The 19,233-nt window shown below is 71.5% G+C and carries 23 protein-coding genes; 17 read left to right on the top strand and 6 right to left on the bottom strand.

Annotation, left to right across the window (positions count from 1 at the left end):
- Positions 1–31: 31 nt before the first annotated feature.
- The 3 genes from ASL10_RS11230 to ASL10_RS11220 are packed head-to-tail and all read left to right on the top strand — an operon-like array spanning position 32 to position 3,752.
- On the top strand, positions 32–1,606 hold the full coding sequence (locus ASL10_RS11230; protein ID WP_056047208.1) for a sugar ABC transporter ATP-binding protein: 1,575 nt from the start codon (positions 32–34) through the stop codon (positions 1,604–1,606).
- Positions 1,603–2,694, top strand: coding sequence for an ABC transporter permease (locus ASL10_RS11225; protein WP_200922590.1), 1,092 nt, complete (start codon positions 1,603–1,605; stop codon positions 2,692–2,694). The genes ASL10_RS11230 and ASL10_RS11225 overlap by 4 nt, the downstream gene beginning before the upstream one ends.
- Positions 2,691–3,752 carry an ABC transporter permease gene (locus ASL10_RS11220; protein WP_082460375.1) on the top strand — a complete coding sequence of 354 codons (1,062 nt, stop codon included), beginning with the start codon at positions 2,691–2,693 and terminating at the stop codon, positions 3,750–3,752. The genes ASL10_RS11225 and ASL10_RS11220 overlap by 4 nt, the downstream gene beginning before the upstream one ends.
- A gap of 229 nt (positions 3,753–3,981) precedes the next feature.
- On the opposite strand, the gene ASL10_RS11215 is transcribed toward ASL10_RS11220, so the two are convergent.
- Positions 3,982–4,833: a LuxR C-terminal-related transcriptional regulator gene (locus ASL10_RS11215; protein WP_056047205.1), complete on the bottom strand. Its 852-nt coding sequence runs from the start codon at positions 4,831–4,833 to the stop codon at positions 3,982–3,984.
- Between the two features lie 176 nt (positions 4,834–5,009).
- On the opposite strand from ASL10_RS11215, the gene hxlA reads away from it, so the two are divergent.
- Positions 5,010–5,633 (top strand): 3-hexulose-6-phosphate synthase, encoded by a 624-nt coding sequence (gene hxlA / locus ASL10_RS11210; protein WP_056047201.1) that lies wholly within the window; start codon positions 5,010–5,012, stop codon positions 5,631–5,633.
- Positions 5,634–5,732: 99 nt separating this feature from the next.
- Here hxlA and ASL10_RS11205 read toward each other — a convergent pair whose 3' ends face one another.
- Genes ASL10_RS11205 through ASL10_RS16595 form a run of 3 tightly spaced genes read right to left on the bottom strand, consistent with a single transcriptional unit; the run spans position 5,733 to position 7,176 of the window.
- Positions 5,733–6,065, bottom strand: coding sequence for a hypothetical protein (locus tag ASL10_RS11205; protein WP_056047198.1), 333 nt, complete (start codon positions 6,063–6,065; stop codon positions 5,733–5,735).
- Positions 6,062–6,670 (bottom strand): Asp23/Gls24 family envelope stress response protein, encoded by a 609-nt coding sequence (locus tag ASL10_RS11200; protein ID WP_157485407.1) that lies wholly within the window; start codon positions 6,668–6,670, stop codon positions 6,062–6,064. Before ASL10_RS11200 ends, ASL10_RS11205 begins: the two co-directional genes overlap by 4 nt.
- Complete coding sequence (locus ASL10_RS16595; protein ID WP_324289782.1) at positions 6,667–7,176, bottom strand: sigma-70 family RNA polymerase sigma factor; 510 nt, start codon at positions 7,174–7,176, stop codon at positions 6,667–6,669. Before ASL10_RS16595 ends, ASL10_RS11200 begins: the two co-directional genes overlap by 4 nt.
- 331 nt (positions 7,177–7,507) lie before the next feature.
- Between ASL10_RS16595 and ASL10_RS11190 the strand changes: the two genes are divergently transcribed.
- The 8 genes from ASL10_RS11190 (at position 7,508) to ASL10_RS11155 (ending at position 11,919) form a co-directional block, all read left to right on the top strand.
- Positions 7,508–7,945 (top strand): Asp23/Gls24 family envelope stress response protein, encoded by a 438-nt coding sequence (locus ASL10_RS11190; RefSeq protein WP_056047193.1) that lies wholly within the window; start codon positions 7,508–7,510, stop codon positions 7,943–7,945.
- Positions 7,942–8,130, top strand: a complete 189-nt coding sequence (locus ASL10_RS11185; protein WP_043597628.1) for a DUF2273 domain-containing protein — start codon at positions 7,942–7,944, stop codon at positions 8,128–8,130. Before ASL10_RS11190 ends, ASL10_RS11185 begins: the two co-directional genes overlap by 4 nt.
- Positions 8,127–8,480, top strand: a complete 354-nt coding sequence (locus tag ASL10_RS11180; RefSeq protein WP_043597627.1) for a hypothetical protein — start codon at positions 8,127–8,129, stop codon at positions 8,478–8,480. Before ASL10_RS11185 ends, ASL10_RS11180 begins: the two co-directional genes overlap by 4 nt.
- Entirely contained in the window at positions 8,477–9,055 is a 579-nt protein-coding gene (locus ASL10_RS11175; RefSeq protein WP_056047190.1) for a DUF6286 domain-containing protein, read from the top strand. Before ASL10_RS11180 ends, ASL10_RS11175 begins: the two co-directional genes overlap by 4 nt.
- Positions 9,052–9,654, top strand: a complete 603-nt coding sequence (locus ASL10_RS11170) for a hypothetical protein (RefSeq protein ID WP_056047187.1) — start codon at positions 9,052–9,054, stop codon at positions 9,652–9,654. Before ASL10_RS11175 ends, ASL10_RS11170 begins: the two co-directional genes overlap by 4 nt.
- A 97-nt stretch (positions 9,655–9,751) precedes the next feature.
- Entirely contained in the window at positions 9,752–10,819 is a 1,068-nt protein-coding gene (locus ASL10_RS11165; RefSeq protein WP_056047184.1) for an Asp23/Gls24 family envelope stress response protein, read from the top strand.
- Between the two features lie 20 nt (positions 10,820–10,839).
- Positions 10,840–11,232, top strand: a complete 393-nt coding sequence (locus ASL10_RS11160; protein ID WP_082460475.1) for a hypothetical protein — start codon at positions 10,840–10,842, stop codon at positions 11,230–11,232.
- Positions 11,233–11,310: 78 nt separating this feature from the next.
- Positions 11,311–11,919, top strand: a complete 609-nt coding sequence (locus ASL10_RS11155; protein ID WP_056047177.1) for a hypothetical protein — start codon at positions 11,311–11,313, stop codon at positions 11,917–11,919.
- A gap of 56 nt (positions 11,920–11,975) precedes the next feature.
- Here the strand turns inward: ASL10_RS11155 and ASL10_RS11150 are convergent, their stop codons facing one another.
- Both ASL10_RS11150 and ASL10_RS11145 read right to left on the bottom strand, forming a co-directional pair.
- Positions 11,976–12,278 (bottom strand): type II toxin-antitoxin system RelE/ParE family toxin, encoded by a 303-nt coding sequence (locus tag ASL10_RS11150; RefSeq protein WP_235452697.1) that lies wholly within the window; start codon positions 12,276–12,278, stop codon positions 11,976–11,978.
- Positions 12,279–12,289: 11 nt separating this feature from the next.
- Positions 12,290–12,535, bottom strand: coding sequence for a type II toxin-antitoxin system ParD family antitoxin (locus tag ASL10_RS11145; RefSeq protein ID WP_056047170.1), 246 nt, complete (start codon positions 12,533–12,535; stop codon positions 12,290–12,292).
- 166 nt (positions 12,536–12,701) lie between these two features.
- Between ASL10_RS11145 and ASL10_RS11140 the strand changes: the two genes are divergently transcribed.
- From ASL10_RS11140 to opgC, 5 genes are read left to right on the top strand one after another with little or no spacing between them, the layout of a single operon-like run.
- Positions 12,702–13,892, top strand: a complete 1,191-nt coding sequence (locus ASL10_RS11140) for a GAF domain-containing SpoIIE family protein phosphatase (RefSeq protein WP_056047168.1) — start codon at positions 12,702–12,704, stop codon at positions 13,890–13,892.
- A gap of 59 nt (positions 13,893–13,951) precedes the next feature.
- Positions 13,952–15,901 (top strand): glycosyltransferase, encoded by a 1,950-nt coding sequence (locus tag ASL10_RS11135; RefSeq protein ID WP_235452761.1) that lies wholly within the window; start codon positions 13,952–13,954, stop codon positions 15,899–15,901.
- Positions 15,898–16,230, top strand: a complete 333-nt coding sequence (locus ASL10_RS11130) for an STAS domain-containing protein (RefSeq protein WP_056047165.1) — start codon at positions 15,898–15,900, stop codon at positions 16,228–16,230. Before ASL10_RS11135 ends, ASL10_RS11130 begins: the two co-directional genes overlap by 4 nt.
- Positions 16,223–16,642, top strand: a complete 420-nt coding sequence (locus ASL10_RS11125; protein ID WP_082460371.1) for an ATP-binding protein — start codon at positions 16,223–16,225, stop codon at positions 16,640–16,642. The genes ASL10_RS11130 and ASL10_RS11125 overlap by 8 nt, the downstream gene beginning before the upstream one ends.
- Positions 16,630–19,176, top strand: coding sequence for an OpgC domain-containing protein (gene opgC / locus ASL10_RS11120; RefSeq protein ID WP_157485403.1), 2,547 nt, complete (start codon positions 16,630–16,632; stop codon positions 19,174–19,176). Before ASL10_RS11125 ends, opgC begins: the two co-directional genes overlap by 13 nt.
- The last annotated feature ends 57 nt before the right edge of the window (positions 19,177–19,233 follow it).

Here is a 19,233-nt window from a genome sequence, read left to right as displayed (position 1 = left end):
GGTGGGCATCGGCAGACAAGGAGTTACACGCATGCAGGCACCCGGCCCCATCGTCGAGATGCAAGCCATCACCATCGCTTTTCCCGGGGTCAAAGCCCTCGACGGGGTCGACCTCCGTCTCTACCCCGGCGAGGTCCACACGCTCATGGGCGAGAACGGCGCCGGTAAATCGACGCTCATCAAGGCGCTCACGGGCGTCTACGCCATCGACTCCGGACGCGTCGTCGTCGACGGCGTCGAACGTCGCCTCTCGGGCACCGCGGACGCGCAGGCTGCGGGAATCTCGACGGTCTACCAAGAGGTCAACCTGTGCAGCAACCTCACCATCGGTGAGAACGTCATGCTCGGCCACGAGAAGCGCGGCCGGTTCGGCATCGACTGGAAGGGGACGCACGCCGCCGCCTCCGAGGTCCTGGCGCGTGTGGGACTCGGTCACCTGGACGCGCGCACCCCCCTCTCGTCGCTCAGCCTCGCCCTCCAGCAGCTCGTCGCGATCAGCCGCGCCACGGTCGTCGAGGCGAAGGTGCTGATCCTCGACGAGCCGACCTCGAGCCTCGACGCGGACGAGGTCGAAGGTCTCTTCCGGGTCATGCGACGCCTTCGTGACGAAGGCGTCGCCATCCTCTTCGTCTCTCACTTCCTCGACCAGGTCTTCGCGATCAGCGACCGACTCACCGTGCTGCGCAACGGCAAGTTCGTGGCTGAGCACCTCACACGAGACATCGATCGTGCCGGCCTCATCTCGGAGATGATCGGCAAGGACCTGCAGAGCCTCCGCTCCCTCGACCGGGACCGGGCGAGCCGACAGGTCGCCGAGGGCGAGCCCGTCTACCGGGCCACCGGGATCGGCCGCAAGGGCTCGCTCGACGCGACGGACGTCGACCTGCGTCGCGGCGAGGTCGTGGGCCTCGCCGGCCTCCTCGGCTCCGGCCGCACGGAACTCGCCCGTCTCCTCTACGGAGTCGATCGCCCCGACTCGGGATCCGTGACCATGGACGGCGTCCCCGTGGCGATCTCGTCCCCTGCGAAGGCCCTGAAGCACCGCATCGCGTTCTCGAGCGAGAACCGTCGAGACGAGGGGATCATCCGCGACCTGAGCGTCCGCGAGAACCTCGTGCTCGCCGTGCAGGCGAAACGGGGCTGGGCCCGCCCGCTCTCGGCCAAGGAGAAGGACCGCATGGTGACGAAATATCTCACCGAGCTCAACGTGCGACCCGCAGATCCCGATCGACCCATCAGCAACCTCTCCGGCGGCAACCAGCAGAAGGTCCTGCTCGGCCGGTGGCTGGCGACCGAGCCGGAGCTGCTGATCCTCGACGAGCCCACACGCGGCATCGACGTCGGTGCCAAGGCCGAGATCCAGGAACAGGTCGCCGCCCTCGCCGACACGGGAGTCGCCGTCGTGTTCATCTCCTCGGAGCTCGAGGAGGTCGTCCGGCTCAGCGATCGGATCGTCGTGCTGAAGGACCACCGCAAGATCGCCGAGCTCGCGGCGGGACCGGACGTCACCGCCGAGTCCATCGTCGCCGCCATCGCCGAGGAGGGCGTCTCCGAGATCCCCCTCGAGACCATCCCCCGCACCACGCCCGAGGAGGCAACCCGATGAGTGACCCGACGACCACCATGACCAGGCGCCTGGGCGCCCACGGGCTCGGTGACCTGTTGCACCGGCCCTGGGTCTGGGGCACGGTCGCGATCGTGCTGCTGCTGGCGATCAACGTGGCGAAGGACCCCGGTTACCTCGCACTGTCCGTCAACCCGGACACGGGCAACCTCGTGGGCAACCTCGTCGACATCCTCCGGGCCGCTGCCCCCGTGCTCATGATCGCGGTGGGCATGTGCCTCGTGGTCGCCACCGGCGGCATCGACCTGAGCGTCGGCTCGATCATGGTCGTCGCCGGTGCCGTCTCGATGGAGTTCCTGAAGGCGGCCGGCTCCGACTCCCTCGGCGTCGCGCTCGCCGCGATGGGCCTGGCGCTCCTCATCGCCGGGGTCCTCGGCGCGGTCAACGGCATGCTCGTGTCGGTCGTCGGGCTGCAGCCGTTCATCAGCACACTCGTGATCATGCTCGCCGGCCGTGGCCTGGCCAAGGTCATCACGGGAGGCCAGAACACGGCCGCGGCCAACGAGCCCTTCCGCTGGGTCGCCAACGGTTACCTCGTCGGACTACCCGTCGTGTTCCTGCTGGCCGTGCTGATCACGCTCGGCGTCGCCGCCCTCGTGCGGCGCAGCGCCCTGGGGCTCATGATCGAAGCGATCGGAATGGACCCGAAGGCCGCGCGCCTCGCGGGGCTGGACCGCCGAGCCCTTCTGTTCACCGCCTACATCGGGAGCGGCCTGCTCGCCGGCGTGGCCGGGATCTTCGCCACGTCCAGCGTCATGACGGTCGACGTCTCGCGCACCGGTTACCAACTCGAGCTCGACGCCATCCTCGCGGTCGTCATCGGCGGGACGTCGCTGGCCGGCGGCAAGTTCCACCTGCTCGGAGCCGCGGTCGGGGCGCTCCTCATCGCGACGCTCGACAAGACCGTCGTGTTCCTCGGCGTCTCCTCCTCGGCGACGCCCGCCTTCAAGGCGATCGTGATCGTGGCGATCGTGCTGCTGCAGTCCCGGCGCGTCCGCGCCCTGTTCACGAGGCGCCGCCGCCCGGCGCCGACCTCCGTGCCGACCGAGAAGGAGGCCGTGTCCGCATGAGCGCCACGACGATCCGCCCGCCCCTCACCCCCACGCCGACCCCCGGCCCGGGCCCCGGCAACGGGCCCCTCGAACCGCGTCGCCGCATGCGGCTCCGACTCGATTCCCTGCCGACGGTCGCCGCCCTGGTGATCCTGATCGCAATGCTGGCCTACGGAGAGATCGCCTACGGCCGCATCGTGCAGGCCGCGACCCTGTCGAACCTGCTCATCAACAACGCCCATGTGATCGTCCTGGCCGTGGGGCTCACGTTCGTGATCCTCACGGGGGGCATCGACCTCTCCGTCGGTGCGATCGTCGCGGTCAGCAGCGTCGCGGGCGTGCTGCTCGCGAACGCCGGCTGGAACCCCTGGGTCGTGATGGTGCTGATGATCCTCATCGGCACGGCATCCGGCGTCGTCTCGGGCGTGCTGATCCAGTTCTTCGACGTGCAGCCGTTCATCGCGACGCTCGCGATGATGTTCCTCGGACGGGGCCTCGCCTCCATCCTCAGCACGGTGCCCGAGCGACTCGCCGACGAGTCGCCCATCCGCTCGCTCGCGACGAACATAAAGGTCGTCGACGGTCCGAAGGTGAACGACGTCGTGACGACTCCTGGCGTGCTCATCGCGCTCGTGGTGGTCGCCGTCGCGTTCTTCGTGCTGCACCGCACGCGTCTGGGTCGCACCGTGTACGCGATCGGAGGGTCGGAGCAGTCGGCCGCCCTCATGGGCCTCCCGGTGCGCCGCACGAAGCTCGCCGTCTACGTGATCAGCGGATCGCTGGCGGGGCTCGCCTCGGTCATCTACACGGCCCGGCTCGGGAGCGCGCAGAACATCACCGGCATCGGGTGGGAGCTCGATTCGATCGCCGCCACGGTGATCGGTGGCACCCTCCTCACCGGCGGCGTCGGCTTCGTGCTCGGGTCCGTCGTGGGAGCGCTCGTGCTCGGCCTCATGAACGTGCTCATCACGCGAGATGGAGGCATCCCGCCCGAGGCCACCACCATCATCACCGGCGGCATCCTCCTGGTCTTCGTGCTCCTGCAGCGCGCCGTGATGGCGAGGCGGCGGACCTAGCGACGACGTGACGCGCGCCACGGCCAAAGCCACTGTCACCGCATGATCGCTGGCGAGAGGTGATCCTCTCTGACTCCACCAGCCGCGTCGCTCGCCACGGGCACCACGGGGGTCGGCTCCGCACCCCGGGCGCCGAGTGGGCAGAAGGTGTCCTTCCCGTCGAGATGAAGGACGTTTTCTGCCCACTCGATCGGCGCAGGGGCCGAGTGGGCAGAGTGCGGCCTCCGGGTCAGGGGGACGAGGCGAGGGCGGCGAGCTCGGTGCGGCTGCGGGCCCCGAGCTTGCGCAACAGGTTCGACACGTGGAACTTCACCGTGTTGTCGCTGATGCCGAGCACCGTCGCGATGTCGCGGTTCCGGTCGCCGGCCGCGACCCGGTGCAGCACCTCGCGTTCCCGCTCGCTCAGGGCCGCGACCAGCTCCCACGGCTCGTTCGACGGCGGCGGGTCGAGCGGCAGGCGCACCGTCAACTCCGAGCCCCACCCCACGGTCGACGCCACCGTCAGCTCGCCCCCGACCCCCGAGACCTGCTCGGTGATCGGCCGCAGCGCGTCGTCGTGTGCCGTCAACTCGCCCGCGCCGTCGTCCCGGATCGCGATCAGCAGGTTCAGGCCGTCGCAGTCCCACTGGATGCGCACCCGACGTGCGTCCCCCGCGTCGACGAAGGTGAGCACGGCGTTCCGGACGACGGCCCGGGCCACGTGCGCGACGTCCCCCGGCAGGGCCCGACCCGTCGCCGGAGGCTCGACGAACTGGACGTCCAGGTCGCCGAAGCGCACGAGCGGCCGGAGGTCGGACCGGAGGCGCGCGAAGGCCCCGACGACCGGCTCGAGGGTGGTCCCGCGGTCACGGTCGGAACCCGTCCGGAGGGCGACCAGGGCCCCCGCCGCGACGTCGATGGCCTCGGCCCGTGCCGCCCGGTCGTCGAGGCGTCGTGAGCGCAGGGCGGCCAGCACGGACTCGAGCGTCATCGCATGCCGGTCGACCAGGTCGGCGGTCGCCCGCGCGTGCTCGGACGCCAGGGTGCGGGCCAGGGTGTCGGAACCGGCCCGACCGGGGACGTCGTGCACGGTGTGGCTCATGCGCCCACCCTAGGCGTCCGCCTACCCGACGCCACCCTCCCTACCCGAACGGGTGGGTGGGACGCCCCCGTCGAGGGGCTGCTCTCACAGCATCGTCGGACCAGGATCGAAGGCAACGGGATCGACGACGTACCAGAGGCCCGATCGGGCCCCGTCGCCCCCACGAGGAGCACCACATGAAGCTGCAGTTCGCCATGGACACCCTGACCACCGACGCCGCCCTCGAGCTGGCCGCCGCCGCCTCGCCGAGCGTCGACATCATCGAGCTCGGCACTCCGCTGATCAAGGCCGAGGGCTTCCGCGCCATCACCGCGATCAAAGAGGCGCACCCCGACAAGATCGTCTTCGCCGACCTCAAGACGATGGACGCGGGCGAGCTCGAGGCGGGCGAGGCGTTCAAGGCCGGCGCCGACCTGGTGACCGTGCTCGGCGTCGCCGGTGACAGCACCATCGCCGGTGCGGTCAAGGCTGCCAAGGCCCACGGCAAGGGCATCGTCGTCGATCTCATCGGCGTCGGCGACAAGGCCGCCCGTGCCAAGGAGGTCGTCGCACTCGGCGCCGAGTTCGTCGAGATGCACGCCGGGCTCGACGAGCAGGCCGAAGAAGGCTTCACGTTCGAGAAGCTGCTCGAGGCCGGCAAGGCCTCGGGCGTGCCGTTCTCGGTCGCCGGTGGCGTCAAGGCCGCCACGGTCGGCTCGGTCCAGGACGCCGGAGCAGACGTCGCCGTCGCCGGTGCCGCGATCTACTCGGCCGACGACGTCGCCGGTGCCGCCGCCGAGATCCGCGCCGCCATCAAGTAGCAGCACCAGCACCACCCGCAGCGGCTCACGAGAGAGCGCTGACGCGCAGGAGGCGCGGTGTCGGTCGGACCGGCACCGCGCCTCCTCGTCGTCCCGCGGTCAGCGGGATGCGTCGACCAGACGGGCCGAGACCGACACCACGACGTCGCCCGTCACGCCGGAGGCGGCCAGGCGTCCCCGCAGCGCGTCGGCCGCCCGGGCCAGCGTCTCGGGCGTCGGGACGTCGAGTCCGGTCGCCACGTGGGCGGTGACGGACACCGAACCGGCCGCCCGCGAGATCTCGACGAGGCCGGTCGAGCCCGCGAGGTCGAGGCCGGCCGCGACGGCCCGCACCGCCCCCTCGACGACGGGGTGCGCGTCGAACACGTCGACCACGCCCTCGACGCCGCGCAGCACCTCGGTCAGGTCACGGGAGAGCAGGTCGTCGCTCATCGGTCGTCCTCTCCCGCCACGAAGACGTCGTCGACGAGCACGTCGACCCGGACGACGGTCAGCCCGGTGTGCCGCGTCAGCGTCTCGGTGATGCGGGTGCGCAGCTCGTCCGCGACGGCGCCGAGGTCGAGTCCGTACCGGGCCGCGGCGGTCACCCGCACGACCACGTCGGCCCCCGCCGTCGTCAGGTCGCCGTCGAAGGTCGTCGACCCGAGCACGACGCCGGACTGCTCGTCGCCCGCCCGTCGCACGAGCCCGCGCGCCGCGGCCTCGGTGACGCTCAACCGGACCGCGGGGTCGGGGTGGCCGATCGGGATCACCCGGCCGCCGACGACCTCTCGACGGATCGAGTCGAGGAGGCCGTCGATCCAGGCGCCGTCCCGGTCGGGTTCGCGGCGGGCCTCGTGCTCGAGGGAGGCGCGGGACAGGTCGTGCACCCGGGCCAACGACTGCAGGTACAGGCGGCAGGCCGCCGAGCCCTCGATGGCCGGGTCGCGGGGCATGCGTCCGGCGTCGAGGTAGTCCGCGAGGCGGTCGGCGGGGATGCCGTCCACCGTGTCGTCGTCCTCGGGCACGTCGAGGGGGGAGCGGTCGTCGGTCGTCATCGCCACGCCTCCATCTCGGTCATGAGGAACACCCGGGCCCGCGCGATCTTGCCCCGGACCGTCGAGACGGGCAGGTCGAGGGCCTCGGCGATGTCCGCGTACGAGTAGTCGGCGGTCTCACGCAACAGCCAACACCGTCGCTGGTCGAGGGGGAGCTTGTCGAGGGCCGACCACATGGCGTCGAGCTGCAACCGGGCCTCGACCACGCGTTCGGGCGTCTCGTGGCGCGGAGCCGACACCTCGAGCCGGTCGACGTCGTCGTGGTCGCGTCGCACGCGCAGACGGTCGACCGCCTTGTTGCTGACGATGCGCATCAGCCAGTTGCGCACCCGCGACGGGTCGTCGAGGTCGGCCAGGCGTCGCCAGGCCGTCATGAAGGCGTCCTGCACGACGTCGTCCGACTCGAGGTCGGAGCCCAGGAGGCGCGCGGCGTACACGCGCATCAGCGGTCCGTGTCGGCGCGCGATGACCTCGTAGGCGTGGACGTCGCCGTCGCGGGCCCGCACGGCCAACGTCGCGTCCGCGGCGTCGAGGAGGGGGTCGTCGGTGGTGATGACGACCTCCTGCGATCGGACGGGCGGGACTGGGCCCGGCGGGACGGGACGCGGGGGGGACCCCGGGACGAGGCCCGGACGGCCCGCGTCATGCCTCTTGACTACCACCCCGTGCCCGGATCGGGGGACGTGATGGCCGAAATGTGAGTGGTGGTGAATCGTTCCCTGAAAGCTGGCTGACCCACCATGACACCTGCCGTGCCCCGTGCGTCTGAATGATGTGACCCGCTTCACGGGCACCCCGACACCGACCGGTCCCACCGGTCCAGAGCAAGGAGCAACCATGAGCAACGTGACCCCCTCCACCAGCACCGCCGCTGCCAAGACCACGCAGTCCCACGCCGCCGGCAAGAACACCATCGCCGAGGGCGTCGTCTCGAAGGTCGCCGGCATCGCGGCCCGCGAGGTGCGCGGCGTCCACGACCTGGGCAACGGTGCCGCCCGTGCCATCGGCGCGATCCGCAACGTGATCAACCAGCAGGACCGCGGCCAGGGCGTCTCGGTCGAGGTCGGCGAGAAGCAGGTCGCCGCCGACATCGTCATCGTCGCCGAGTACCCCGTCGAACTGCAGAAGGTCGCCGACGACGTGCGCAAGTCCGTCACCGACGCCATCTCGCAGGTCGTCGGCATGGAGGTCACCGAGGTGAACGTCACCGTCTCCGACGTGTACATCCCCTCCGAGGACAACGACGACGACGCCGACGACAGCCGCGTCAAGTGACCGCCACGACCACCGGCATGCTGGTCGGCGCCGTCCTGGCGCTGACCGCCCTGGCCTTCGGCTTCTGGGCGTTCGTGTTCGTCGCGATCGCCATGGCGATCGGGTTCGGCGTCGGCCGTGTCGTCGAGGGCAAGCTCGACGTCCGCGGCCTCGCCGACGCACTCCGCGGGCGGCGGTCGTCGTGACCGCGGCGGTGACGGCCGACCGGGCCCTCCACGGCCGGAACAAGATCACGTCACGTGCCGTGCGTCGGGTCGTCTCGGCCGTCACCGCGGAGGCCCTCGAGGTCTCCGCGTCGAAGGTGTCGGTCGAGCTGGCCGACCACGACGGCGCTCTCAGCGTGATCGCCAAGACCCCCATCCGGGTCTCGCCCCTGGGCGTCTCCGAGCGTCGTTCGGGCACCCTGCTGGACCGCCTCACGGCGGCCCAGTCCACCATCCGTGACCGCGTGCTGCAGCTGACCGGGTCGAGCATCGACAAGGTCGACCTGCAGATCACCGGTGCCGACATCCGAGAGAGGAAGCGCGTCGCATGAGCACCGCATCGCTCTACAAGCGCATCGTGCGCCGTGAGACGCACTCGTCGCGGGCCGGCATCGCCATCACCCTCGCCGTCCTGCTGATCGTCGCCCTGGCGTGGATCGGCACCGAGGCGGTCCTCGCCGCCGTCGGGACGGCTCCGCTGCTCCTGGCTCCGACCGACCTCGTCGGTTCGACCCTGGACGCCGCGAGTGCTCCGGTCGGCGTGCTGACCGCCGTCGCGGTCGTCGTCGCGCTGATCGGGCTCGTCCTGATCGTCGTGTCGCTCGCGCCGGGCCGTCGTGGCCGTCGTGGCGCGAAGGCCGAGCGCACCGTGGCCGTGGTCGACGACCGGGTCATCGCCCGCTCGCTGGCCCGCACCGCGAGCTACGCCGGCGACGTCGACCCCTCGCAGGTCAGCGTCAGCGTGGGCAAGCGCAGCGCCCTGATCGAGGTCACCCGCACCTCCGGCCGTCAGACCGACGTCCGCAGCATCGACGAGGCCGTCCGCGACGAACTGGGCGCCTACGACTTCAGCCCGGCACTGCGTCACAAGGTCAAGCTGTCCGAGAAAGGAACGGTCGGGTCATGAACAGCACCAATCGCGCTCTGAACCGCATCGTCGTCTTCGTCATCGGCCTCGTGCTGCTGCTCGCCGGCGGAGCCGTCGCCGTCGGGGCCCTCGTGCCCGACGTCCAGAAGACCGTCTCGCAGGGCGCCTCCGATGCGAGGGGCCCCGCGACCGACGCCCTCGGCGACCAGCCGTGGATCCTCTGGGTCGTCGCGGTGGCCAGCCTCGTGCTGATCGTCCTGCTCGCCTGGTTCGCCCTGCGACAGGGACACGGCCAGACCGGCACGCTGCTCACCGTCGACGAGGGGTCGCGTCGCGACCAGACCACCGGCGGTCGCCTGGTCGTCGACGCGAAGGTCGCCGAACAGGTCCTCGAGGAGGCGCTGGCCGACACCCCGGGCATCGTCTCGGTGGACGTGACCGCCTTCCGCGTCAAGCGCGAGTCGGTCCTGCGCGTCACCGCCAACGCGCGTCGCGGCGTCTCGCCGACCGACATCCGCCGGAGCATCGACCAGGCCGTCGCCCACTGGGACGGCGTCCTCGGGACCGAGACGCCCGTCGTGATCCAGATCAACGGCGGTCTGCGCAGCCAGATGTCGTCCGCGACGCGGCTCGACTGACCTCCCTCGCCCCACCGCACGGACGGCCCTCGCCCTCGACCCGAGGACGGGGGCCGTCCGTCGCCCCACCCACGTTCCACGATGAAAGGCCGGTCTCATGAGCGAGTCCACCCACCACGTCACCCCCATCGACATCGACGCCGCGGCGTCCACCCGGGCCACCTCGCCCGAAGAGGTCCTCGAGCACACGATCGGCGTCACCGTCCTCGGCGTCTCGGGCGTCCACGCCCTCGGCACCGCGTCCCAGCGGCTCGCCGGCGCCTTGCGCACGGCGATCGGCACGGGCTCCGTCCCCGGCGTCCGCGCCGGCACCACCGACGAGGGACTCGTGGTCGACATCGCCGTCGTCGCCGAGTACCCGACGAACGTCACCACGCTCGCCGACACCGTCCGGACGCAGGTCAAGCATGCCGTCGGGCAGCTCGACGGCGAGGAGGTCACGGTCAACGTGACCGTCACGGACGTGCACGGCCCGTTCGACTCGGACGAGGACGCCGCCGACAAGGTGAACGCCGCCGCGGACAAGGCGAAGCAGACCGTGTCCGACGCCGGTGACCGGGCGAAGGAGGCCGGCGAGAAGACCAAGGCCGCCGCCGGCGAGGCACGCGACCGCGCCGCGACCGCCGCGGGCGACCTGTCCGACAAGGCTCGGACGGCCGCGGGCGACCTGTCCGACAAGGCCCGCGAGCTGGGCGACAAGGCCGGCGAGGTCGCCGAGCAGGCGAAGGCCACCGCGGGCGAGGTCGGCGAGGAGGCGGCTGCCAAGGCGGACGACGTCGCCGACGATGCCCGCGACGTGGCCGACCAGGCGCGGGACGCTGCTGCCGACGCCCTCGACTCCGTGGCGGACCGTCGCGAGGACGCCCGCTCGACGACCGCCGACGCCACCGACGCCGCACTGGACACGACGTCCGAGGTCGTCGTCGGCGCCCGTGAGAAGGCCGCCGACGCCGTGGACGGCGTGGCCGACGCGGTGGAGGAGAACCGGGCCTCGGACGGCGACGCCACCCGCGCCTCCTCGGAGGACGCCCGCGACGCACGCGACGCCGACGGTGCCGACGTCACCGTGACGGTCGACGGCGGAACGGTCACGGTCGAGGTCGACTCCGACAGCGACGCGCAGGTCGTCGTCGACGGCGACGACGTCGCCACGACGGAGAAGTGATGTTCGGGCGGCGCACGACGATGACGACCCGACGCCCCCGGCCGCGGGCCGTCTGGGCGGCCCTGGTGACCTCGGCGGTCCTCTGCGTGCTGATCGTCGTCGGCGTGCTGCTGCCCGTGCTCACCCTGATCGGTGCGGCGGACGGCGGCACGGCCGGCGCCCTCGACGTGCCCGTCGGCTCGATCGTCGCGGCGATCGCCATCGGTTACGTCCTGGCCCTGGTCGTGCTGCTGCTCATCGTGAAGGTGCGCAACGGTGCCCTGGCCTGGGTGCTCGGGGTGGCGGCCGTGATCTCGACGCTCGTGGTGTCGCTGTGGCCCCTCGTGGCCGTCGCGATCGCCGGCGTCGACCAGGTGCAGGACCTGATCCCGTTCATCCAGGACCTGTTCACCCGCTTCTGGCCCGGCACCTGACCCGCCCCCGAGGTGGACCGACCCGTCTAGGCTGAGGCGGTCGTCGGAAGGGGTCCGGCGCACCACCGGGGGACCACCATGCGCACCACCACCACGCCCGCACTCTCGGCCATCGTCGGAGCCGTCGCCGTGACCCTCCTGCTCGCGGGCTGCACCGGAGGCGGCGCCGACTCCGGTGACGCCGGTCGGTCGTCGTCCCCGGGGCAGGCGACCGCCACGGCGGACGCCGCCGACCAGCCGACCGGCGAGTTCACCCTGCCCGCCGACTGCGAGGCGGCGGGGGCCGTCCTCGGCGATCTCGTCACGGGGCGGACCCTCGTGGCGGAGACCTCGACCATCGGGTCCGACGAGGCGAACTGCACGTGGACCAGCGAGGCCGACGGGTCCCGGGTCGGCTTCATCGCCACGGTCCAGGAACTCGACCAGGCGGGCATGGACGCCGAGGTCCCCGCAGGGGGCGGCGTCGACGGGCTGTCGCTCGAGCAGGTCGAGGACGAACGGGCCGACGCCTTCGACGGGCGCGCCTTCGTCGCGACGGCCCAGGACGGGTCACCGGTCGTCGGGGGCGGGTCGATCCTGCTGACGCCCCACGGGCTCCTGAGCGTCATCGTCGCGGCTCCGGCCGGGTCGACCGCTCCGATCGATCCCGCCCGATCGCTCGATCTCGTCTTCGACTTCCTCGACTGACGCGAGGCCCCGAGGAGGCGCGGTGCCGGTCGACCGGCACCGCGCCTCCTCGGTCGTCAGGCTCCGGAGAACTCGACCGGGAGGTCTCGGCTGGTGTGCAGCACCCGGTGGACCCGCATGGCGTCCGTGTCGTCGGTGTAGAGCACCACGAACGGGAAGCGGCGGAGCGCCAGGCTCCGCAGGCCGTCGATCCCGGTCTCGACGGCGAACCGGGCCGACCCCAGGGTGGGATGCGCCGAGATGAGCGACCGCGCGTCGTCGATGGCGTCGACGAAGTCGAGCGCGGCTGCGTGCGCCCCCTCGTCGAGGTAGTGGTCGACGGCCGACTCGATGTCGTGGTCGGCGCGTCGCGAGGTCACGACGCGGCGGCTCACGCGCGGTCGGCCCCGGCGCGGTGCACGCGGTCCCGGAGGCGGTCGAGGTACTGCTCGTCGAGGTCCGAGCCCGCCCCGGACGCCATGCCGTCCACCACGAGTTCGCGGAGGCGGGCGCGCGCCTGCTCGCGACGGATCAGCTCGCGGATGAACTCGCTGCTCGTCCCGTAACCGCGCTCGTCGACCTGGGCCTCGACGAAGTGCTTCAGACCGTCGGGCAGCGAGACGTTCATGGTGGCCATGGACCGATCCTAGGCGCGATGGCAAGGTTTGTCATGCGCTGACCGGCACCGCGCCTCCTCGGTGTCCCCCTAATGGTGGGCATGACGTGGCGAGGGCTCTGTGGCATCGTTGCAGGGTTCGGAGACGGCACGCTCCCACCAGGCGCGCCCAGCGAGAGGGAGCCGTGTGATCAGGGACGAAGTCCGCGAAGAACGTCGGCAGCGAGCGGTCGAGACGCTCGGCATCGTCGAGTCGGGCCACGAGGCCCGCCTCGACCGCGTGACCCGCGTCGCCCGGGCCGTGTTCGGGGTGCCGCTGTCGTCGGTCACCGTCATGGACCACGAGCGCGCGCTCTTCGTCGGCCGGGCGGGCTTCGACGACCCCGAGTCCGGGCGCACCGACACCCCGTGCAGCCTCGTGACCGACACGGGCGAGATCGTCACCACCGACGACGCCCGCCTCGACCCGCGGTTCGCCCACCTGGGCGCCTTCAACGACAACGGGCTGCGGTTCTACGTCGGTCACCCGCTGCGCGACGGATCGGGCAACGTCGTGGGCTCGTTCTGCCTGATGGACGCCGAGCCCCGGCAGCTCTCGGCAGACGAGATGGCCGAGTTCCGCGACCTGGCCGCCTGGGCCCAGGTCGAGCTCCTCGCCGACGCCGACGCCTCGGCCGCCCGCTCGACGCAGCAGGCGCTGTTGCCGGCCCAGCCCCTCGAGGTCGAGGGCGTCCGGGTCGAGGGCATCTGCCTGCCCTCGCTGAGCGTCGGGGGCGACTACTACGACTACGGACTCGTCGGCCGGTTCGTGCACGTGGCCGTCGGCGACGTGATGGGCAAGGGCGTCGGGGCGGCCATCATCGGGTCCTCCGTCCGGGCGGCCTGTCGTGCGGCCTCACCGCAGGTCGCCGCGGGACGCGAACTCGGCCTCGCGGTCGACCGCATCGAACGAGCCGTGCGGACCGACCTGCAGCGCACCGGGACGTTCGTCACGTACTTCCACGCCGTCCTCGACCTCGACACGGACGAACTCTCGTTCGTCGACGCCGGGGCGGGGCTGTCGATCATCGTCCGGGCCGACGGCAGCGTGCAGCACCTCGCGGGCACGGGGCTGCCGCTCGGGCTCGACGAGCAGCAACAGCACGTCACCGAGACGACCCGCCTCGGCGTCGGCGACCAGCTGATCGTCATGAGCGACGGCGTCCTCGACGTCCTCGACGACGAGTTCGACTGGGCCCTCGAGGTCGGGCGGCTCGCGACGCGGCCCGCCACCGGCGGTGCCGACGGCCTCGGCCTGCTCGGGTCGATGGCGGCCCTGACCGAGCGACGCCTCTCGCGCGACGACGTCACCGTCGTCGTCATGGACCGTCGCGCGTGACCGACACCCTGAGTCGCCGCGACCAGCGGCTGCTCGACCGGACCACCCCGGGTCGCCGCATCGTCGCGATCCGGGTGGCGGTCCTGCTGGCGTCGCTCGCCGGCCTGAACTACATCGTCTGGCGCTGGGCCGCCTCGGTGAACTGGTCGTCGTGGTGGATCGCGGTGCCGCTGATCCTCGCCGAGACGTACAGCGTGATCGACTCGCTGCTGTTCGGCCTCGGGGCCTGGCGGCTGCGTGAACGTGGCGAGCCACCGACCGCTCCCGACCCCGAGGGCCTCGAGACGCGGGTCACGGTCGACGTCTTCGTCACCACGTACAACGAGGAGGTCGAACTCGTCATGCGTACCGCCCTCGCGGCACAGCGCATCGACTACCCGCACACGACGTGGATCCTCGACGACGGGGGTCGCCCCGAGATCCGTGCCGCCGCCGAGGCCGCGGGCATCGGCGTCATCACCCGGTCCGACGACTGGGCCGACCGGCCGCGCCACGCGAAGGCCGGCAACCTCAACAACGCCCTCCTGTCGACCGAGGGCGAGTTCCTGCTGATCCTCGACGCCGACCAGGTGCCGAAGCCCGAGATCCTCGACCGCACCCTCGGCTACTTCAAGGACGAGCGGATCGCTCTCGTGCAGACGCCGCAGTGGTTCGAGAACGTGCCGGAGTCCGACCCCCTGGGCAGTCAGGCGCCGCTGTTCTACGGCCCCATCCAGCAGTCGAAGGACGGCTGGAACAGTGCGTTCTTCTGCGGGTCGAACGCGGTCCTCCGTCGGGAGGCGCTGATGCAGCTGGGCGTCGCGCGGTACGTCACCGAGGTCGAGGCGGCCGTGCGTCGAGCCGTCCGCACGTCGCGCAAGCTGCTGGTGCGGGCACGCGAGGAGGCCGTCGGCCAGCCCCGCGTGCTCGAGGCGTTGGACGACGCCGAGACCGTGGTCGAGCGGGCCCGGGCCGAGTTCGCCGCGGGGGAGTCCATCGGCGACGTCACCTACCGGTTCCAGCGCAGCATCGACACGATCGCCTTCCGTTTCGCCGACGCCGACCTCGCGGCCATGAAGGGCGACCTCGCCGAGCTCGCCGCCATGTCGCTCGGCCCCGACACGTTCGACGCCCTCGACGAGGCGGCCCTCGACCTGCTCGCGCAGCGATCGTCCTCCCCGCTCGCCGCCATCGAGTCGATCTCGCTGCTCGTCGGGGCGCTCGACGTCGACCGCGGCTCCGAGGCGCAGGCGATCATGCCCCTGGCCACGATCTCGGTCACCGAGGACATGGCCACGGCGATGCGCCTCCACGGGCTGGGCTGGAGGTCGGTCTACCACGACGAGATCCTCGCGATCGGGCTCGCGCCCGAGGACCTCGCGACCATGATGACGCAGCGTCTGCGCTGGGCCCAGGGCACCATGCAGGTGTTCTTCCGCGAGAACCCGCTCGTGCAGAAGGGCCTGTCGTGGGGTCAGCGCCTCATGTACTTCTCCACCATGTGGAGCTACCTCTCGGGCTTCGCCGCCGTGGTCTACATCGCGGCGCCCGTGCTCTGCCTGTCGTTCGGCGTCGTGCCGGTGCAGGCCTACAGCGTCGACTTCTTCGCCCGCCTGATCCCCTTCCTGGTGTTCAACCAGCTGCTCTTCTGGGTGGTCGCGGCGGGCAGGCCGACCTGGCGGGGGCAGCAGTACTCGCTGGCGCTCTTCCCGGTCTGGATCGCCTCGGTCACCACGGCGTTCCAGAACGTCTACCGCGGCCGCGCGCTCGGCTTCTCGGTGACGCCCAAGACGAAGCAGGCGGCCACCGGCCCCCGGTGGGACCTCGTCCGACCGCAGATCTGGGCCGTCGCCTGCCTCGTCGCCGCACTCGTCCTGGTTGGCGTCCGCTACGCCACCGGGCAGGCCGAGGGCCTCGCGCCGCTCGTCAACATCGCCTGGGTGCTCTTCGACCTGGTGATCTTCAGCATCATCGTCCGGGCCGTTCTCTACCCGGGGCCCTCGGCACCCCACGACAAGGAACAATCATGATGACCGTCACCGTCGAGGCCGTCGAAGGCGGCTGCGTGCTCTCCCCACAGGGGCGCCTCACCGTGGTCTCGACACCACAACTCCGCGACGAGGTGGCCGCACGTCTCGCGGCCGGCGACCGCCTCATCATCGTCGACCTCTCGGGCACGACCTTCGTGGACTCGTCGGGCCTCGGGGCCCTCGTGTCGTGCCTCAAGTCGGCACGCCAGGCCGGGGGAGACCTGCGGCTGGTGGCCCCCACCGAGCAGGTCTCGATGGTGCTGCGCCTCACGAACCTCGACCGCATCCTCAAGCCCCGCGCCTCGGTCTCGGCCGCCCTCGATGACTGAGCGTCCCGGCCCGGTCGTCATCGACGTGGCCGTCGAACCCGAGAGCATCGACCTGGTGCAGAACGCCTTCGAGGCGTGGTGGACCTCGCTCGGCGACGACTCGCTCGAGACGCGCTTCTCGTTCGAGACCGCGATCGTCGAGATCGCGGCGAACGTCGTCGAGCACTCGCGCCGGTCCGAGGCCGACCGCGGTCGCCGCTTCACCCTCGAGCTCTCCGCCACCGACGACCGGCTGACCGCCGTCTTCCACGACAACGGCATGCCCAGCGAGATCGACCTCAGCGCCGTCTCGATGGCCGACCTCGAGGACGAGGACGGTCGCGGCCTGGCCCTGGCGCTCCTCAGCCTCGAGAGCCTCGACTACCGCCACGAGGACGGCCGCAACGTGTGGACGCTCGTGTGCCGACGCTGAGGCACCCGTCGGCGACGGTGCCACGTCGGCGGGCGGCCCGCCGGATCGGCGCGGCCCTGCTCGCCGTCGCGGCGTTCGTGCCGCTGGTGCTGGGGCCGGCGGTGCTCGGGGACGCGACGTCCGCGTCGGCCGCAGCCGCGCCTCCTGAACCCTCGGACACGTGGTTCGGCCCGGACCTCGACTGGGGCTCGGACGGACCCGACGGCTACGCCGGCCGACTCGGCGCGACGCCGTCGCTGTACGGCGTCAACATCGACTACCCGCTCGACCAGGGCGCGGTCGAGGAGTGGCGCCGGTCGGCCCGTGCCGCGGCCGCCCAGGGCGCCGTGCTCGTGGTCAGCCTGGAGCCCACCGGGCGGCTCGCCGACCTGGACGCCGCGGACGCGCGCCGGGCCGACGACCTGCTGACCGAGATCGACCGGCAGTACGGCACGCTCCAGCTGGTGCGCTTCGCGCCCGAGATGAACGGCAACTGGCAGCGCTGGGGGCAGCAGCCCACGGCGTTCGTCGGGGCGTTCCGGGCCCTCGCCGACGTCGTGCACGCCGGGGACTCGCAGGCCCGCATGGTGTGGGCTCCGTCCTACGGTGCGGGCTATCCGTTCTCGGACGCCGTCGGCCGCCTCACCGAGACCCCCTCGGGCGACGTCGACCTGCTCGACACGAACGACGACGGGCGGGTCACCGAGGCCGACGACCCGTACGGGCCGTACTACCCCGGCGACGACGCGGTCGACTGGGTCGGCCAGTCCATGTTCTTCTTCGCCAAGGGCAGCGCCTCGACGGCCGCCGGCACGTCGGTGCCGTTGGTCGAGAACCAGGCCCCGGCGGCGGGCGAGGTCGAGGCACGCTTCGACGAGACCTGGGGCTACGCCGAGGCTCAGCCGTCGACGTTCTACGAGCGCTTCGCCGAGGGGCGCGACCGACCCATGCTGCTCGACACGGGCGCCCTCTACGCCGCCGGGTTCGACGGTGCCCCCGAGCTCGACGTCAAGCAGGGCTGGTGGCGTCAGGTGCTGGACGCCCTGCCGACCCACGACCGGATCTCCGGCGTCACCTGGCTCGAGGTCGAGCGGGACGAGGCCGAGGCGGGCGACCGACCCGTCGACTGGCGGGCCACGGCCGAGTCGGGCATCGCCGGGGCGCTGCGCACCGATCTCGAGGCGTCCGACCGGATCGACCTCGGGCCGGTCACCGACCGCGTGACCTCGACCGACGGCGACGCCGCGACCGTGCAGGTCCGCGACGGCGGCGGCGACGAGATGGGCTGGATCGTGGCCTGTGCCGTGGTGCTCGCCCTGGTCTTCCTGGTGAGCGGCGTCGTCGGGCGCCTGCTGCCCCGCTGGCGCTACCCCGACGACGGATCACCCGGTCGCGACCTGCGCATCGACCTCTTCCGCGGGTTCATCATCCTGGCCGTCGTCATCACGCACATCGAGGTCGCGGGGCCGTTCTCGTTCGTCACGCTGAAGGCCGTCGGGGCGATCACGGGCGCAGAGATGTTCGTGTTCCTCAGCGGCATCGTGCTCGGCATGGTCTACCCGCTCGGCATCAAGAAGTACGGCGAGAAGGCCGCCGCGATCGGCGCGTTCGTCCGGGCGCGCAAGCAGTACGTCGTGACCCTCGCGGTCATCCTGGTCGTCTTCGCGCTGAGCTTCGTGCCGCTGCTGAACACGGACGCGGTCACGACCTTCACCGACCGCGGCACGGGCATGACCGGCACCTCGGCGGAGGGGCGGGTCTACGACCTGTACCCGAACGTCGACCGCCTGCTCGACTACCCGCCGCCGTGGTACGCCGTGCGTCAGCTGTTGCTGCTCGAGATGGGGCCGTGGCCGTTCAACATCATGGGCCTGTTCGTCGTGCTGAGCCTGACGATCCCCGCCCTGATGTGGGCGATCAAGCGGCGTGCCTGGTGGGCCGTGTTGCTGGTCAGCTGGGCGGTCTACGCCGTCGGCGTGGTCTTCCCCGACGTCCACCTCCTGCCGTCGCAGTTCGAGCCGGTGTTCCCGCTCTTCGCCTGGCAGGTGCTCTTCACCCACGGTCTCGTCATCGGCTGGTACCGGCGTCGGATCGTGACGGCGCTGACCACCCGCCTCGGCAAGGTGCTGGTCGGCGTGGGGGTCGTCGGCTACGCCGGGTTCCTCGCGCTGATCTGGGCCGGGCACGCCTACGGGTTCGCCCCGGGGCCGATCCCGACGGGCCTCTACGACACGCTGTACGCGACCGGCTACCAGCGGGTCGACATGCAGTGGGGCCGGCTGGTCGACGTGGCCCTCGTGGTCGTCTGCGTCTACGCGATCCTCACGGTGTTCTGGAAGCCGATCTCGGCGGCCCTCGGCTGGTTCTACGTCCCCCTCGGGCAGGCCAGCCTCTACGTGTTCATCTGGCAGGTCTTCTTCGTGCTCGCCGTCGCGTCGATCCCCGGGCTGGACCGCTCGGATGTGGTCGTCGGCACGATCGTCCACGTGGTCTCGGTGCTGCTGCTCTGGGTGATGGTGAAGAAGAAGTTCCTGTTCTCGGTCATCCCCCGCTGAGCGGCGGGCCGCCGGGGACGCAGGAGGCGCGGGTCGCGTGACCCGCGCCTCCTGCGT

The organism is Frigoribacterium sp. Leaf8, from assembly GCF_001421165.1.
Classification (GTDB): Bacteria; Actinomycetota; Actinomycetes; order Actinomycetales; family Microbacteriaceae; genus Frigoribacterium.
The sequence above is the reverse complement of the archived record's forward strand: the minus strand, read 5'-3'. Positions and strand labels throughout refer to the sequence as shown.

What these genes read in the sequence shown, in the direction of transcription:
- ASL10_RS11230 (WP_056047208.1), top strand. Translation starts at nt 32, where the DNA reads ATGCAGGCACCCGGCCCCATCGTCGAGATGCAAGCCATCACCATCGCT.
- ASL10_RS11225 (WP_200922590.1), top strand. Translation starts at nt 1,603, where the DNA reads ATGAGTGACCCGACGACCACCATGACCAGGCGCCTGGGCGCCCACGGG.
- ASL10_RS11220 (WP_082460375.1), top strand. Translation starts at nt 2,691, where the DNA reads ATGAGCGCCACGACGATCCGCCCGCCCCTCACCCCCACGCCGACCCCC.
- ASL10_RS11215 (WP_056047205.1), bottom strand. Translation starts at nt 4,833, where the DNA reads ATGAGCCACACCGTGCACGACGTCCCCGGTCGGGCCGGTTCCGACACC.
- hxlA (WP_056047201.1), top strand. Translation starts at nt 5,010, where the DNA reads ATGAAGCTGCAGTTCGCCATGGACACCCTGACCACCGACGCCGCCCTC.
- ASL10_RS11205 (WP_056047198.1), bottom strand. Translation starts at nt 6,065, where the DNA reads ATGAGCGACGACCTGCTCTCCCGTGACCTGACCGAGGTGCTGCGCGGC.
- ASL10_RS11200 (WP_157485407.1), bottom strand. Translation starts at nt 6,670, where the DNA reads ATGACGACCGACGACCGCTCCCCCCTCGACGTGCCCGAGGACGACGAC.
- ASL10_RS11190 (WP_056047193.1), top strand. Translation starts at nt 7,508, where the DNA reads ATGAGCAACGTGACCCCCTCCACCAGCACCGCCGCTGCCAAGACCACG.
- ASL10_RS11175 (WP_056047190.1), top strand. Translation starts at nt 8,477, where the DNA reads ATGAGCACCGCATCGCTCTACAAGCGCATCGTGCGCCGTGAGACGCAC.
- ASL10_RS11170 (WP_056047187.1), top strand. Translation starts at nt 9,052, where the DNA reads ATGAACAGCACCAATCGCGCTCTGAACCGCATCGTCGTCTTCGTCATC.
- ASL10_RS11165 (WP_056047184.1), top strand. Translation starts at nt 9,752, where the DNA reads ATGAGCGAGTCCACCCACCACGTCACCCCCATCGACATCGACGCCGCG.
- ASL10_RS11160 (WP_082460475.1), top strand. Translation starts at nt 10,840, where the DNA reads ATGACGACCCGACGCCCCCGGCCGCGGGCCGTCTGGGCGGCCCTGGTG.
- ASL10_RS11155 (WP_056047177.1), top strand. Translation starts at nt 11,311, where the DNA reads ATGCGCACCACCACCACGCCCGCACTCTCGGCCATCGTCGGAGCCGTC.
- ASL10_RS11145 (WP_056047170.1), bottom strand. Translation starts at nt 12,535, where the DNA reads ATGGCCACCATGAACGTCTCGCTGCCCGACGGTCTGAAGCACTTCGTC.
- ASL10_RS11130 (WP_056047165.1), top strand. Translation starts at nt 15,898, where the DNA reads ATGATGACCGTCACCGTCGAGGCCGTCGAAGGCGGCTGCGTGCTCTCC.
- ASL10_RS11125 (WP_082460371.1), top strand. Translation starts at nt 16,223, where the DNA reads ATGACTGAGCGTCCCGGCCCGGTCGTCATCGACGTGGCCGTCGAACCC.